The sequence below is a fragment of the Paraburkholderia caledonica genome, from assembly GCF_000383275.1.
GTDB lineage: Bacteria > Pseudomonadota > Gammaproteobacteria > Burkholderiales > Burkholderiaceae > Paraburkholderia > Paraburkholderia caledonica.
Window position 1 is genome coordinate 31,034 of record NZ_KB911040.1, and the last position, 13,814, is coordinate 44,847.

At 62.2% G+C, this 13,814-nt stretch carries 11 protein-coding genes; 4 read left to right on the forward strand and 7 right to left on the reverse strand.

The annotated features are described in order from the left end of the window. Positions 1 to 23: 23 nt before the first annotated feature. The 5 genes from H281_RS0120240 to H281_RS36915 form a co-directional block, all read right to left on the reverse strand. Positions 24 to 1,559 carry a TolC family outer membrane protein gene (locus tag H281_RS0120240; protein ID WP_020068982.1) on the reverse strand — a complete coding sequence of 512 codons (1,536 nt, stop codon included), beginning with the start codon at positions 1,557 to 1,559 and terminating at the stop codon, positions 24 to 26. Further along, a complete protein-coding gene (locus H281_RS0120245) occupies positions 1,552 to 3,654 on the reverse strand; it encodes a peptidase domain-containing ABC transporter (protein ID WP_033379641.1) in 2,103 nt (700 codons plus the stop codon). Before H281_RS0120245 ends, H281_RS0120240 begins: the two co-directional genes overlap by 8 nt. 2 nt (positions 3,655 to 3,656) lie before the next feature. Further along, positions 3,657 to 4,850, reverse strand: coding sequence for an HlyD family secretion protein (locus tag H281_RS0120250; protein ID WP_027804787.1), 1,194 nt, complete (start codon positions 4,848 to 4,850; stop codon positions 3,657 to 3,659). Between the two features lie 109 nt (positions 4,851 to 4,959). Beyond that, complete coding sequence (locus H281_RS0120255; protein ID WP_020068985.1) at positions 4,960 to 5,913, reverse strand: lysophospholipid acyltransferase family protein; 954 nt, start codon at positions 5,911 to 5,913, stop codon at positions 4,960 to 4,962. A gap of 93 nt (positions 5,914 to 6,006) precedes the next feature. Continuing rightward, a complete protein-coding gene (locus tag H281_RS36915) occupies positions 6,007 to 6,222 on the reverse strand; it encodes a hypothetical protein (protein WP_164701916.1) in 216 nt (71 codons plus the stop codon). Positions 6,223 to 6,764: 542 nt separating this feature from the next. Between H281_RS36915 and H281_RS0120265 the strand changes: the two genes are divergently transcribed. Then, on the forward strand, positions 6,765 to 7,124 hold the full coding sequence (locus H281_RS0120265; RefSeq protein WP_020068987.1) for a COG4315 family predicted lipoprotein: 360 nt from the start codon (positions 6,765 to 6,767) through the stop codon (positions 7,122 to 7,124). A 77-nt stretch (positions 7,125 to 7,201) separates the two neighbouring features. Here the strand turns inward: H281_RS0120265 and H281_RS0120270 are convergent, their stop codons facing one another. Continuing rightward, complete coding sequence (locus H281_RS0120270; protein ID WP_020068988.1) at positions 7,202 to 7,468, reverse strand: hypothetical protein; 267 nt, start codon at positions 7,466 to 7,468, stop codon at positions 7,202 to 7,204. Between the two features lie 110 nt (positions 7,469 to 7,578). Next, positions 7,579 to 8,658, reverse strand: coding sequence for a substrate-binding domain-containing protein (locus H281_RS0120275; protein ID WP_020068989.1), 1,080 nt, complete (start codon positions 8,656 to 8,658; stop codon positions 7,579 to 7,581). A gap of 134 nt (positions 8,659 to 8,792) precedes the next feature. Between H281_RS0120275 and H281_RS0120280 the strand changes: the two genes are divergently transcribed. The 3 genes from H281_RS0120280 to fdhF are packed head-to-tail and all read left to right on the forward strand — an operon-like array spanning position 8,793 to position 13,807. Then, positions 8,793 to 9,278 carry an NAD(P)H-dependent oxidoreductase subunit E gene (locus tag H281_RS0120280; RefSeq protein ID WP_020068990.1) on the forward strand — a complete coding sequence of 162 codons (486 nt, stop codon included), beginning with the start codon at positions 8,793 to 8,795 and terminating at the stop codon, positions 9,276 to 9,278. Continuing rightward, positions 9,275 to 10,840, forward strand: coding sequence for a formate dehydrogenase beta subunit (locus tag H281_RS0120285; RefSeq protein WP_020068991.1), 1,566 nt, complete (start codon positions 9,275 to 9,277; stop codon positions 10,838 to 10,840). Before H281_RS0120280 ends, H281_RS0120285 begins: the two co-directional genes overlap by 4 nt. A gap of 15 nt (positions 10,841 to 10,855) precedes the next feature. Next, entirely contained in the window at positions 10,856 to 13,807 is a 2,952-nt protein-coding gene (fdhF, locus tag H281_RS0120290) for a formate dehydrogenase subunit alpha (protein ID WP_020068992.1), read from the forward strand. Positions 13,808 to 13,814: the final 7 nt, after the last annotated feature.

Genomic DNA, 13,814 nt, shown 5'->3' on the forward strand with positions numbered 1-13,814 from the left:
TGCAGCGCAGATTGCGTCGGCGCTCATTGCTGACGAATAGAGCCCAGCGCGCGTTGCACGGCCGCATCAATCGCTGCCGGCTGCGGATCCGTGCCGGCTACGCTTTGTGGAGGCTGGGTACCAACCACCGCCAGCGGCATCTCATTACCCGCTGCAGCCGTCTCTATCTTTGCCTCAACCGCCACCCGCTCCACCTTGGCATCCACCACCGCGTGTTGCACATCCACGCGAGTCGCCGGCTGACGGTCTCTAACGTTCAGCACGAGTTCATTAACGCGCGCCACTTCGTCGAGATCAAGGCTCGCCGTTGCCGCCTTCAACTGAAGAAGCCCAACAACTGTTGCATACCGTGCCCGAATAAGATCGCGGCGATTCGCGAAAAACGCGTCGGATGCCCGCAGTACATCTGCGCTCCCGCGACTGCCCACGCGATAGCCGACCTTCGTCGCGTTGAGCGCGGCGCGCGAACTCTGCACCAATCGCGACAGTGCTTCCACGCGGGCGACGCCGGCAAGAAAGCGCGACCAGTATTCCCGCGCGCTAGCGCCCGCCGATCGTGTCGCCGCAACCAGTTCGTCCTGTGCCCTGTCTTCGAGTGCCAGTTTTTCGTCGATGTTCGCGCTCGTTGCACCGCCTTCGAAAATGGGGATGCTCATCGACAGCATCGCCGTCGTTGTCGTCGTCGGGCGGACGTAGCCGGACGCTGCGCCGGCTGGCGTATGGCTCGCCGTCAGATTCACGACCGGTAACCGAGCTGCGCGAGCCTTCTCGACCTCGAGTTCTGCAATGCGCCGATCGATCTGCCTCAGTTGCACCGTGTAGTCGTGCGCCTCGGCTTGCGAGGCCCAGCTTTCCATATCTTCCGGGTACAGCCCTGGCATGACTGCGGCGTCCGACAAGCGCGACAGCCCCGCAAACCGCTGCCCCGTGAGGTGTTCCAGCGCGAGCCGTTTCAACTGCAAGTCGTCCCGGGCGTCCAATTGTTGCGATCGCGCCTGTTGGCAAGCCGCCTCGGCTTCCTGCACATCGATCACCGTGGCCTCGCCGGCACGCCGCCGACGCCGCAGTTCTTCCAGGTGCACATCCAGCGCCGCCGTGTAGTCGTCGGCGCGTGTCAGTTCGTCTTCGGCTGCGAGTTCGTCGAAGTACGTTTGCACGGCTCGCAGAATGGCCGATTGCTGCGCACGCGCGAGATCGACCGCGCCGCGCGCCTGAACGAAATCTGCCTGCTTATAAGTGGTCCACCTGCTCCAGTCGAAAACAGGCTGCGTGAGCGCGACAGTCCACCCGTTCTGCCAGTAGTGGGTGTTCGGAACGCCCTCGGTCACCGTGCTGTTGTACGCCCGCCCCCAACCCGCCGCCACTTGTGGCAGCAGCGCCGCGCGGGCTTTCGGCAATGCCTCTCCCGCGGCTCTCGAGCCGGCGCGAAACGCCGCCAGATCCGCGTCGTGATCGGTGCTCTGCTCCACCACGGTGAGCAGATCGACAGCCTCTGCGGCCTCTGCGTAAACCACGCTGCTGAACATAAGCAGTGCGCTCGCGATCGTGCGTTTATTCATCCGTCAGAACTCGCTCGCGAGCCTCGCATCGCAGTTCACCGTCGACCAATCGATAGCGCGTGTCGAACGCCGAAGCGAGCGACATGTCATGCGTAATCACGACCACCGTGCGTTCGAGACGCAGCAACAAGTCGACAACATGCCGCACGGATGCGGGGTCGAGGTTCGAAGTCGGCTCATCGAGCAGCAGCAGTTCCCGCTGCTGATACAACGCGCGGGCCAGCAGCAGCCTTTGCCGCTGGCCCGCTGAAATATTCGCGATCGTGTCGCTAATCACCGTGCGCGTGCGCATCGGCAGGCGCATCACATCGGGCAGCAAGCCGACGTCGTCTAGCAATGCATGAATGCGCGCCTCGTCCGCATTGCCCGCGAAAAGTGAGACGTTGTCGGCAATCGAGCCGTGCAGGATCAGATCGCCCTGCCGCATATGAACGGCATGTCGTCGGATTTCATCGACGCTGAGATTTGGCCACGCGATCCCGTTTAGCGTGATCTCGCCTTCCTGCAGCGGCTCGGCTGCGGCAAGCAACTTGAAGAGCGTCGACTTGCCGGTTCCCGAGGCGCCGGTAATCACAATCTTGTCGCCCCGCCGGATCACGATGTTCGCGTCCTTCAGCACCGGTTGATCGGAAACGCCGTAGCGGAACGTGACGCCGCGCACGTCGATGCGCTCGAACGTTCGCACCTCGACGGCCTTATGCATCTCGCCGGGCTCGGTGTACCGCTCCGCTTCGCCATCGACGATATCGCCCACGCGCGCAACCGGAACACTCAGCATGAAATATTCGAAGGCTGCGTTGACGGCTCGCGCAAAGCGCTCGGACAGCAGCGACTTGTAGATCAGAAACGAATAGAAGACGCCCACCGAAATCGTGCCGCTCAACATCAGACGCGCGGCGAACCAGCTCACCGCGATCATGTCCGCGTAGTCCACAAGTTTCAGGATCGCGTCGCGTGCGCTCGCGAAGCGGCTGTTCTTCACCAACGCCGCCATATACGCGCGATATTTCCCCATGAAGATCGCTGTGCGCCGCGCCTCGCCCTGCGACAGCTTGATCAACGAAGCCGCGCGGATCGTTTCGATAAGCGTGTCGTCGCAGCGCGCCGACTCCTCCAGCACCAATGCATGGGTGTCGCGCATGCGCGAAAACAACGCGAAGGACACCGCCACGTAGACCATGAAAATCAGCACGGCGATCAGCGTGAGTTGCCTGCTTTGTACCAGCATCAATGCGAGCGCGAGCATGCCCACCGCGACGTCGATACCTGACGAGATCGTAGTGCGCGTGGTGAAGGCGCTGATTTCGTCTTGCGCCTTCACGCGCGCAAACAGATCGCCGACGTGACGCTTCTCGAAGTACGGTATGGGGTTGCGCAACAGTTGCGCCACGATTCCCTCGGTCATGTTCATCTGCACCAACCCGTGCAGAAGCTCGACGAGGTAGGTCTGAACGTACTGGCTCAACGCACCGACGATAAAAATACCGGCGAACGTCAGCATCAATACATTGAGCAGATTCAGGTTGTCAGCGGCGACGACGTCGTCGAGCAACAGATTGCCGAGGTACGGCATGGCGAGAATCGCGAACTGGCTGCCGAGCGCGACGAACATCACCTTGGCGATCTGCGCGGTGAGTTGCGGATTGAGCGCACGCACGCGAGCCAGCGCGCCTGGCACACGCGACTTGTTGCGCACACGCGGCATGGCTGGCGTCGGCGCACATTCGAGCAGGTAGCCGGACACATTCGCGACAAAGGTGTCCATGGAGATGCGCCGCCGCCCGCTCGCCGGATCGATCACTTTCACATAGCCGCGCCCGCAATTCTCGAAAACGACGAAATGCGCGCCGCCGAAATGCAGAATCGAACCGCGCTTGATGCTCGGCAGATCGCCGGCGTCAAAGCGGTACGCCTGCACGGCGAGACCGAATTCGACTGCCACGTCGTACAGGTCCATCAGCGAGAGGCCGTTGGCTGAGATCGGCCTGAATGCCTGCAACTCACGCACTTCAATGGCTCGGCCGAAGTGCGACAGGACCATGGCCAGACACGCGTAGCCGCACTCGGCAACTTCGTTTTGATAGATCGCGCGCATCGTCAAGCTCGCAACATGCGGAAAAATGGCGCGAGCACCCATTCGGCGATGGTGCGCCGTTCGATCACGATGCTCGCCGTCGCGGCCATGCCGGGCAGAATGTCGAAGCGTTGCTGTTCGAACTTGAACTTGTCGTCGCTCAACGTGGCCCATGCCATATAGTCGCCTTGCGCACCGCGCGGCTCCGAAGCGCCCGCCGGTGACATTCCTGATCGCACCGTGGTGCGGGAGATCGAATCAATGCGCGCCGCGTAGCTGCCGAATTTTGCATAGGGAAACGCGTCGAACTTGAGCCGCACAACTTGCCCTTCGCGGATAAAGCCACGCCGTCGCGAAGGAATACGCAATGCAGCGCGCAACGGCCCCTTCTCGCCGGTCGATATCACGAGTGCGACGTCGTCCGTGGCCAGCGTGCGGCCGGGAACGAGCCCAGAAAAAGTAACGACGCCCGCCTTCGGCGCGGAAATGGTCGCGTCCTGGCGAATCTGCTCGAACCGCACACGAATGTCCTGGAGTTCGCGCGCATGGCGCGCTTCGAGTTCAGTCAGCTGCGCACCAAGCCCGGTTTGGGTTCCGAGTGCCGCGCCGAGTTCGGCGTTCAATTGTTGACGGCGCGCGGCGCTCTGCGCAACTGATACCTTCGCCTGATGCGTCACCGCCCTCGCCTGTTCGACGCGGTCTGCGGTGACGTAGTCCGCCACCGATTCGAGCCGTGCGACCGTACGTTGCGCTTCGTTGGCTAATTGCTCGTTCTGGCTCAATTGCTCATCGAGCGCGAGGATCTCCGCCCGACGGCTTTGCGCGGCAAGACGTGCGGCATTCAGTTGCGCGCTGAGGTCGGCTTTGCGCTGCGTGTATTGCGCTTCGCTCGTACGAATCTGCTCGTCACGGTCATGCGCGTCAAAAGCCGGGCGCTGCCGGCCGTCGCTCGCCAGCGAAAGATCGCGCTCCAGCCTGAAGAGCGGTGCGCCCTGCCCGACGCGCGCCGAGGTGCTGACATAGATGTCCGAAACCAGTCCGCTCAGCCCCTGGATCTTGATTTCCGACGGCGACACGATTTCCGCGCGCACGTCCTGTTTCAGCTCCACGTCGTGAACGAACGCGAAAACGACCGCGACAACGATGAGCGTGGACGCCGCATAAGCGAGCCAACGCCACGAGACGTCCCTGAATTGTGGGAGATAGATCGGTTCCATAGCCTCGTTGCTGCCGGATGCCAGCCGGTGCTGGTCTGTGCGCATTTCTATGCCTGCGCGCTTTTGGGACGAATGCAATACCGCGGCTCATGCGCTGGGCGGGAAAGCTTTAGCGAACGGGCGCGAACGAGTACATCGAGGGATGGCCGGCAACCAGCCAATCCGAATAGTTGTTCGCGGCCGCGGCTTCGATGTACCTCGCAACCTGCTGAACGGCACCTGTCGCGGCAAGCGGCAACGGCTCGAACATTTCGGCGCCGAAGCGGCCGCGCTCAAAGCGCAGATAGAACGGCAGCAATATCGCGTCGAACTGCGCGCCCAACCGGAACACACCGTTATGAATTCGCGCGTTGCGCCCAAACATGGAGACGCTCACCGTCTCCATGGGATAACGGTGCAGTGCGAACGGAGGCACGTCGGCAAATAACACCGCGACGCCACTGCGCTTCAACGCGCGCGCGACACGCAGGCCGAGGCCATTGCGATCGTCTTGCCCGTAGGTATACAGCACGTTCACGCCTGGTATGAGCGAGTGATCATCGCCATACATATCTCGTGGCACGCCGGACACCACGGCGATCGATTCGAGTCCGAGCAACGCCCGCAATTCGTCGATGACATAAATGTTCGCGTATTGCGACACATAGTGAAACGGCGACACGATGACCGGGCGACCGGGTTCGTTTGCCTGCAACTGCCTGATTCGTGCGGCGAGTGAACTCGCGATCTGCTGCAGGTCGGACCATGCTTCGCTGCCCCGCGACAGCCGGCCAAAATAAATCCGCTGGTCGATCAGGCGCTCGCGGAAGCGGCCGGCGGCAACGCGGCCCGGGTTGCGCAGTGGCAAGTCAAGTACGTCGCGGCCCATCTCGTAACGGCACAGGCCTTCCCACCGGGCACGCGCATCGACGAGCCGATAGACCCTCCATAAAACGGCGGACAGCGGCTCGATTGCCGATCGCGGCATGCGCGCAATCAACGCGACCTGTACGCTGCGCCTCGCACTCGCGATCCGGTTGCGCAGGAAAGTCAGCACGTTCCACCCGACGACCCACGGCTTCATGTTGGCGTTCGTTCGTGTGCCGGGACCTCGCCAGCGGGCGCGGTTCCGGCACGGTCGAGCATTAGGCGCGCGACTTGACCGGAGCAGCGCTCTTCAGCGTCGTCTGCGTCGTCTTTGCGGTGCTGCTCTTGCAGCAGCCGCCGGCAACAGCTGATTTGGCCAGTTCATTACGGTTGATTTTTTGCATTTTTGTTTACTTAAGTTAACTGAATAAATGATTAGCTCGAGAGTAATTTCTTGCTCATCGAGCGGCGCAGATTCTAGCACTCGGGTTTTTTTAAAAAACGGCATCTTGACGGAATTTTTCATTTATCTTTATTCATCAGAATTTTCTTTGTTTAATCCATGAATATTCCGGATTACGTTGCCCGGCGGCGTACATGGCGAGCCTGCCCCGGCTATGACGGCTGTGACCATCGGATCGACCAGTCGGTTCTATTTCCAGGCGTGGTATGGGCGCACGCTAAAAATACCATCAATCATTTTTGTTAATGACCGCGTGTTCATGAAAAACATACACCCGGCTAATTCGCTGCCCCTACATACAATGCGAAACATTCCTACATCAAAATAGGAATTAACCTAATTCAACAAAGCCGCGATAAATCGCGCCTTGCAACATCGCGACGCGTTGCTAAACCCGAATCCGTCGCCTACTGTGACAGTGCGAGCGCAAACGCACCGGGAACGAGATGACGACGCGAATGAACATCGGGCCGCAAGTGAATAGCGAACACATCCGGCACACGTGGAATAAACCTCCCGGCTCGTTCGTTGATACCTCGCGCGCGGACGCGAGCCGCCCTGCGCGCTAACAACTCACACGATCACAAACAACAGGAGCCGACATCATGCGCAAAACCCTCTTCTGCCTCGCCTTGCTGGCACTGCAACAGGCCGCTTTTGCCGAACCCCCGAAGGTTGTCGACGGCCGCTTCGTTACCGCCGACGGCATGACGCTCTACACGTTCGACAAGGACACGACGCCGGGCGTCAGCGCCTGCACGGGCGGCTGCATGAGCTATTGGCCGGCTGCCGTGGCGAGCCCCTCCGACAAACCGTCCGGGGACTGGACACTGATTCCGTCGGCGGACGGCAAGCAGCAATGGGCGTACAAAGGTCATCCGCTTTATCGCTACTCGGCGGACAAGCAGGCGGGGGACGCAAAAGGAGACGGCTTCAAGGACGTCTGGCACACGGCAAAGCCCTAACCGGCGCCCAGGCGCATAACCAACGAAAAACGCCGGCAAAGCGCCGGCGTTTCAACTAGCAGAAATGCACTAGCAGCCTACTCGTCTTTCGGACAGCGCAGGTTGCAGCCATTCGGGTCGCCCAGGTCGCCGCGCTTGCGCATGGCCGACTTCTTGTCCGACTGATATTTGTCCGACGGCGCGGAAGCCGCGAACGGCATTTGCGGATGTTCAGCAAGCCGGAACTGCTCCTGCAGAATTCCGCCCGGCACGCCCGGCGAATTCTGCGCGAAAGCGACCGGAATGGTCACGAGGAGCAAACCAGCCGACGCTGCGGCGGCGCATGCATGTACAAGAGCTTTCATATCGATTCGTAGCGCGGCCTGGCGCGCGGTTGGGCAAAAGCGGAAGCTTAGAGAGTATCCCAAACGAAAGCCATACGCAGCGTCGAACGCGCCACGATGTTTACAACCGCTTACGCGCCTGCTCCGCTCAATCCTGCCTCGAGGTCCACGACTTTGCCGCACTCGCGCGGATCGTAGCCTTGCAGTTGATCGACGCTTTCGTGAAACGCGCTGCCGCGCAACAGTTCGATCACCGTGGACAGCGGCTCGCGCTCGAGCCGCGCGCGGTCGCATGCGAAGTAATAGTCTTCGTCGACGGCAGGAATGAAGTCGAGCCCAAAATGATGCGCCGCCGGTTCCACGCCAAAGCCCACGTCGGCCATGCCGCTCGCAACGAATGCGGCGATCGCCGAATGCGTAAGCTCCGCCGACGCATAACCATTCACGCGATCCGGGTCGATGCCGAGCTTCGTCAGCGCCAGATCCAGCAGCATGCGCGTGCCGGAGCCATGTTGACGATTGACGAAGCGGATATCGTCGCGCGCGAGGTCGCTCAGGCCGCCGATGGTCTTCGGATTACCCTTGCCCAGAAAAAGCCCCTGCTTGCGCCGCGTCAGATGCACGAGCACATGGCGTTGCGGATCGAGCCAGCGCCGGTACGTATCGGCGCAAGCCTCGCGAAACTCGCCGAGCGGCAAGTGGAAGCCGGCCAATTCACACTCGCCGCGCGCGAGCGCACTCACGGCGTCCGCACCGTCGCGGTATTTGATTTCGACGGGCAGCTCGTTCGCGACCAGCGCGGTCACGAGCGCCGCCACGGCATAGCCATGCGATGCGTGAATGCGCACGTGATCGACGGGCGGCGCGAGCCAACGATTCAGATCGCTTGCCACCTCGCTCGCCAGCGCCTGCATATTGCCGTCGAGCCGCTCGCCGCATAAACGCTGGGCACGCAGCACCGCGTGGCCGAGCTCCGATAGCACCGAACCTCGGCCACGCTCCTTCGCGATCAGCGGACCGCCCAGACGCTCCTCGATTCCGCGCAACAAACCCCACGCGTGACGGTAGGACAAACCCTTAAGCGCCGCCGCCTGCGCAATGCTGCCCGACTCGTTCACGAGAGCGAGCAACGGCACGACGTCCGACAGGCTTGCCTCCCGACCGTCCGGACCCTTCAACACCAGTTGCGCGTGGCACTCGATTCTGATCATATATGTACAGGTTTCTCCTATTGCATAGGCCGTTTCGCCCGCCTATCGTTCGGCTATCCCATATCGAATAAACGAAGCATAAGTGCACACATTATGAATAACAAGTGCATATATGACTTTGGAGGAGCCCCCACTTGGACGATCTCATCGCCTTCGCGCCGGAACAGCTCGTAGAGCGTCATGCGCTGCCTGGCAAGTCGCTGCTAGCGGTGCTGCACGCGATTCAGGACGAACTCGGTTACGTGCCGCCCGCCACGGTGCCATCGCTCGCTCGCGTGATGAACCTGTCGCGCGCGGAAGTGCACGGCGTCATTACCTACTACCACCATTTCCGCACGAGTCCGGCGGCGCCCGTCACGGTGCAACTGTGCCGCGCGGAAGCCTGCCGCAGCATGGGCACCGAGGCGCTCGCGCAGCACATCGAGGCGCACACGGGCTGCCGCTTCGATGCGGGGCATGAAACCGGCGACGCGGTCGAGCTCGAGTCGGTGTACTGCCTTGGCCAATGCGCGCTGTCGCCTGCGATGATGGTCAACGGCACGCTCCATGCCAAGGTTACGCCGCAGAAATTCGACGCCATTTTCGCGGCCGCCAGCAAATGCGTGGAGGTGACGGCATGACGCGCATCTATGTTCCCCGCGATTCGTCGGCGCTCGCACTCGGCGCCGATGCGCTGGCCGACGCGATCAAAGCCGAGGCCGCACGCCGCGGCATCGCGATAGACCTGATTCGCAACGGCTCGCGCGGCTTGCTGTGGCTCGAACCGCTCGTCGAAGTGCAAACGGCCGAAGGCCGCGTCGGTTATGCGAACGTCGAGGAAAGTGACGTAGGCGCGCTCTTCGACGCGGGCTTCGTCGACGGTGGCGAGCATGCTCGCCGCGTCGGCGTGGTGGACGAGATTCCGTATCTGAAGAAGCAACAGCGTCTGACGTTCGCGCGCATCGGCATCACCGACCCGCTTTCCACCGACGACTACGTTGCGCACGGCGGTCTCGAAGGCTTGCGCCAGGCGTTGCAAACCGACGGCGACGCGGCATGCGAAGCGCTGATCGAATCGGGCCTGCGCGGACGCGGCGGTGCCGCGTTCCCCGCCGGCATCAAATGGCGCACGGTGCGCGCGGCGAAAGCCGCGCAGAAGTACATCGTCTGTAATGCGGACGAAGGCGACTCCGGCACCTTCTCCGATCGCCTCGTGATGGAGAGCGACCCGTATGTGCTGATAGAAGGCATGATCATCGCGGGCGTCGTGACCGGCGCAACGGCCGGCTACATCTACGTGCGCAGCGAATATCCGCATTCGATCGCGACGCTGGAAGCCGCAATTGCAAAAGCGCGCGCCGCCGGCTGGCTTGGCGACAGCGTGCTCGGCTCCGCGCATCGGTTCGAATTGTTCGTCGCGAAGGGCGCCGGCTCGTACGTCTGCGGCGAAGAAACCGCGCTGCTCGAATCGCTCGAAGGCAAGCGCGGCATCGTCCGCGCGAAGCCGCCGGTGCCCGCGCTGGTCGGTCTGTACGGCCAGCCGACGGTGATCAACAACGTCATCACGCTCGCCACGGTGCCGATCATCTTCGCGCGCGGCGCGGCGTTCTACAAAGATTTCGGCATGGGCCGTTCGCGCGGCACGCTGCCGTTCCAGCTGGCAGGCAACGTCAAGCAAGGCGGACTCGTGGAACTTGCCTTCGGCGTGACACTGCGCGAACTGATTCACAACTACGGCGGCGGCACGGCAAGCGGCCGGCCCGCGCGCGCCGTGCAAGTCGGCGGCCCGCTCGGCACCTATCTGCCGGAAAGCCAGTGGGACATTCCGATGGATTACGAAGCGTATGCGGCGGTCGGCGCCGTGGTCGGCCACGGCGGTCTCGTCGTGCACGACGACACGTCGAATCTGGCCGAACTCGCGCAATACGCGATGCACTTCTGCGCGCTCGAATCCTGCGGCAAGTGCACGCCGTGCCGCATCGGTTCCACACGCGGCGTCGAAGTGATCGCACGAATCCGTAACGGCGACACGTCCACGCGGCAAGTGCAGTTGCTGCGCGATCTTTGCGACACGATGGTGTCCGGCTCGCTGTGCGCGATGGGCGGCATGACACCTTACCCCGTGCTGTCCGCACTCGACCATTTTCCTGAAGACTTCGGTCTCGCCGACGCTCGCGCCGACGCACCGAAAGCCGCGGCCTGAACGAGGAGCCCAACCATGTCAGACATGCTCAACACTCCTGCCGGCGGCTGCGGCTCCGGCAACTGCGCGTGCAAATCGCAAGCGCAAGCACAATCGCGCACCCCGCGCTCCTACTTCGACGACACCGACTACGGCACGCCCGAGCGTCACGCCGACATCGACGTGACGTTAGAAATCGACGGCCAGGCGGTAACGGTGCCGGCCGGCACGTCGGTCATGCGCGCCGCTATCGAAGCCGGCGTGAATGTGCCGAAGCTCTGCGCGACCGATTCGCTGGAACCGTTCGGCTCGTGCCGCCTGTGTCTCGTCGAGATTGAAGGCAAGCGCGGCTATCCGGCCTCGTGCACGACGCCGGTCGAAGCGGGCATGAAGGTGCGCACACAGAGCGATCGTTTGCAATCGCTGCGCCGCAATGTGATGGAACTGTATATCTCCGATCACCCGCTCGATTGCCTGACCTGCCCCGCGAACGGCGACTGCGAACTGCAGGACATGGCAGGCGTTACCGGCCTGCGCGAAGTGCGCTACGGTATCGACGGTGCGAATCACCTGCAGGACAAGAAGGACGAATCGAATCCGTACTTCACGTACGATCCGGCGAAATGCATCGTCTGCAATCGCTGCGTGCGCGCATGTGAAGAAACCCAGGGTACGTTCGCGCTGACCATCGCGGGCCGCGGTTTCGAATCGCGCGTGGCGGCGAGCGAAAACCAGCCGTTCATGGAATCGGAATGCGTGTCGTGCGGCGCGTGCGTCTCCGCGTGCCCGACCGCCACGCTTCAGGAAAAGACCGTGGTCATGCTCGGCCAGGCCGAACATTCGGTCGTCACCACCTGCGCGTATTGCGGCGTCGGCTGCTCGTTCAAGGCCGAAATGAAGGGCAACCAGGTCGTGCGCATGGTGCCGTTCAAGAACGGTCAGGCGAATGAAGGTCACGCGTGCGTGAAGGGCCGCTTTGCATGGGGCTATGCGACGCACAAGGACCGCATCACCAAGCCGATGATCCGCGCGAAAATCACCGATCCGTGGCGCGAAGTCAGCTGGGAAGAGGCGATCAATTACGCAGCTTCCGAATTCCGCCGCATCCAGGCTAAGCATGGACGCGATTCGATCGGCGGCATTACATCGTCGCGTTGTACGAACGAAGAAACGTACCTGGTGCAGAAGCTCGTGCGGGCCGCGTTCGGCAACAACAACGTGGACACCTGCGCACGCGTCTGCCATTCGCCGACCGGCTATGGCCTGAAGACGACGCTCGGCGAATCCGCGGGCACGCAGACGTTCGCCTCGGTCGATAAGGCCGACGTGATCATGGTGATCGGCGCGAATCCGACCGACGGCCATCCGGTGTTCGGCTCGCGTCTGAAGCGCCGCGTGCGCGAAGGCGCGAAACTGATCGTGGTCGATCCGCGCCGCATCGATATCGTCGATACACCGCACGTCAAGGCGTCGCATCATCTGCAATTGCGTCCGGGCACGAATGTCGCCATCGTCAACGCGCTCGCTCACGTCATCGTGACCGAAGGGCTACTGAACGAAGCATTTATCTCCGAGCGCTGCGAGGGACGCGCGTTCGACCAATGGCGCGATTTCGTCGCACTTCCGGAGAATGCGCCTGAAGCAACGGAAGCCGTGACCGGCGTGCCGGCCAAAGACGTGCGCGAAGCCGCGCGCATCTATGCAACGGGCGGCAATGCCGCGATCTACTACGGCCTCGGCGTCACTGAACACGCACAGGGTTCCACGATGGTGATGGGCATTGCGAACCTCGCGATGGCCACCGGCAACATCGGCCGTGAAGGCGTCGGCGTCAATCCGCTGCGCGGCCAGAACAACGTGCAGGGTTCGTGCGACATGGGCTCGTTCCCGCACGAGCTGCCGGGGTATCGACACATCAGCGATACGATCGTGCGCTCGCAGTTCGAGGACGCGTGGAATGTCACGCTGCAAACCGAACCGGGTCTGCGCATTCCGAACATGTTCGAAGCAGCACTCGACGGCAGCTTCATGGGCCTGTATTGCCAGGGCGAAGACATCGTACAGTCGGACCCGAACACGCACCACGTGGCCGCTGCGTTGTCGTCGATGGAATGCATCGTCGTACAGGACATTTTCCTGAACGAGACCGCGAAGTATGCGCATGTGCTGCTGCCCGGCTCGACGTTCCTCGAAAAAGACGGCACGTTCACGAATGCGGAGCGCCGCATCTCGCGCGTGCGCAAGGTCATGCCGCCGGTGCCGGGCTACGCCGACTGGGAAGTCACGCTGCTGCTTTCACGCGCACTCGGCTATGAAATGGACTACGCGCATCCGTCCGAGATCATGGACGAAATCGCGCGTCTCACGCCGACCTTCCACGGCGTGTCGTACAAAAAAATCGACGAACTCGGCAGTATCCAGTGGCCTTGCAACGAAGAGGCGCCCGACGGCACGCCGACCATGCACATCGATACGTTCGTGCGCGGCAAGGGCAAGTTCGTGATTACGAAGTTCATCGCGTCGCCGGAAAAAGTCACCCGCAAATTTCCGCTGCTCCTCACCACCGGGCGCATTCTGTCGCAGTACAACGTGGGTGCGCAAACGCGCCGCACGGAGAACTCGCGCTGGCACGACGAGGACCGCCTCGAACTGCATCCGCACGACGCGGAAGAACGCGGCATCAAGACCGGCGACTGGGTCGGCATCGAATCGCGCGCGGGACAGACCGTATTGCGTGCGAAGGTCACCGAGCGGATGCAGCCCGGCGTCGTCTATACGACGTTCCACTTCCCCGAATCGGGCGCGAACGTGATTACGACCGACAGCTCGGACTGGGCGACCAACTGTCCGGAATACAAGGTCACGGCGGTGCAGGTCATGCCGGTCGAACAGCCGTCGCAATGGCAGAAAGAGTATTCGCGCTTTAACGCGGAGCAACTCGAACTGCTGAAGCAGCGCGAGATGGCCAACGCGACCGCGGGTAAGTGAGGCGAGC

Coding starts and splice junctions, on each gene's coding strand:
- H281_RS0120240 (WP_020068982.1), bottom strand. CDS start 1,559: ATGAATAAACGCACGATCGCGAGCGCACTGCTTATGTTCAGCAGCGTG.
- H281_RS0120245 (WP_033379641.1), bottom strand. CDS start 3,654: ATGCGCGCGATCTATCAAAACGAAGTTGCCGAGTGCGGCTACGCGTGT.
- H281_RS0120250 (WP_027804787.1), bottom strand. CDS start 4,850: ATGGAACCGATCTATCTCCCACAATTCAGGGACGTCTCGTGGCGTTGG.
- H281_RS0120255 (WP_020068985.1), bottom strand. CDS start 5,913: ATGAAGCCGTGGGTCGTCGGGTGGAACGTGCTGACTTTCCTGCGCAAC.
- H281_RS36915 (WP_164701916.1), bottom strand. CDS start 6,222: ATGAAAAATTCCGTCAAGATGCCGTTTTTTAAAAAAACCCGAGTGCTA.
- H281_RS0120265 (WP_020068987.1), top strand. CDS start 6,765: ATGCGCAAAACCCTCTTCTGCCTCGCCTTGCTGGCACTGCAACAGGCC.
- H281_RS0120270 (WP_020068988.1), bottom strand. CDS start 7,468: ATGAAAGCTCTTGTACATGCATGCGCCGCCGCAGCGTCGGCTGGTTTG.
- H281_RS0120275 (WP_020068989.1), bottom strand. CDS start 8,658: ATGATCAGAATCGAGTGCCACGCGCAACTGGTGTTGAAGGGTCCGGAC.
- H281_RS0120285 (WP_020068991.1), top strand. CDS start 9,275: ATGACGCGCATCTATGTTCCCCGCGATTCGTCGGCGCTCGCACTCGGC.
- fdhF (WP_020068992.1), top strand. CDS start 10,856: ATGTCAGACATGCTCAACACTCCTGCCGGCGGCTGCGGCTCCGGCAAC.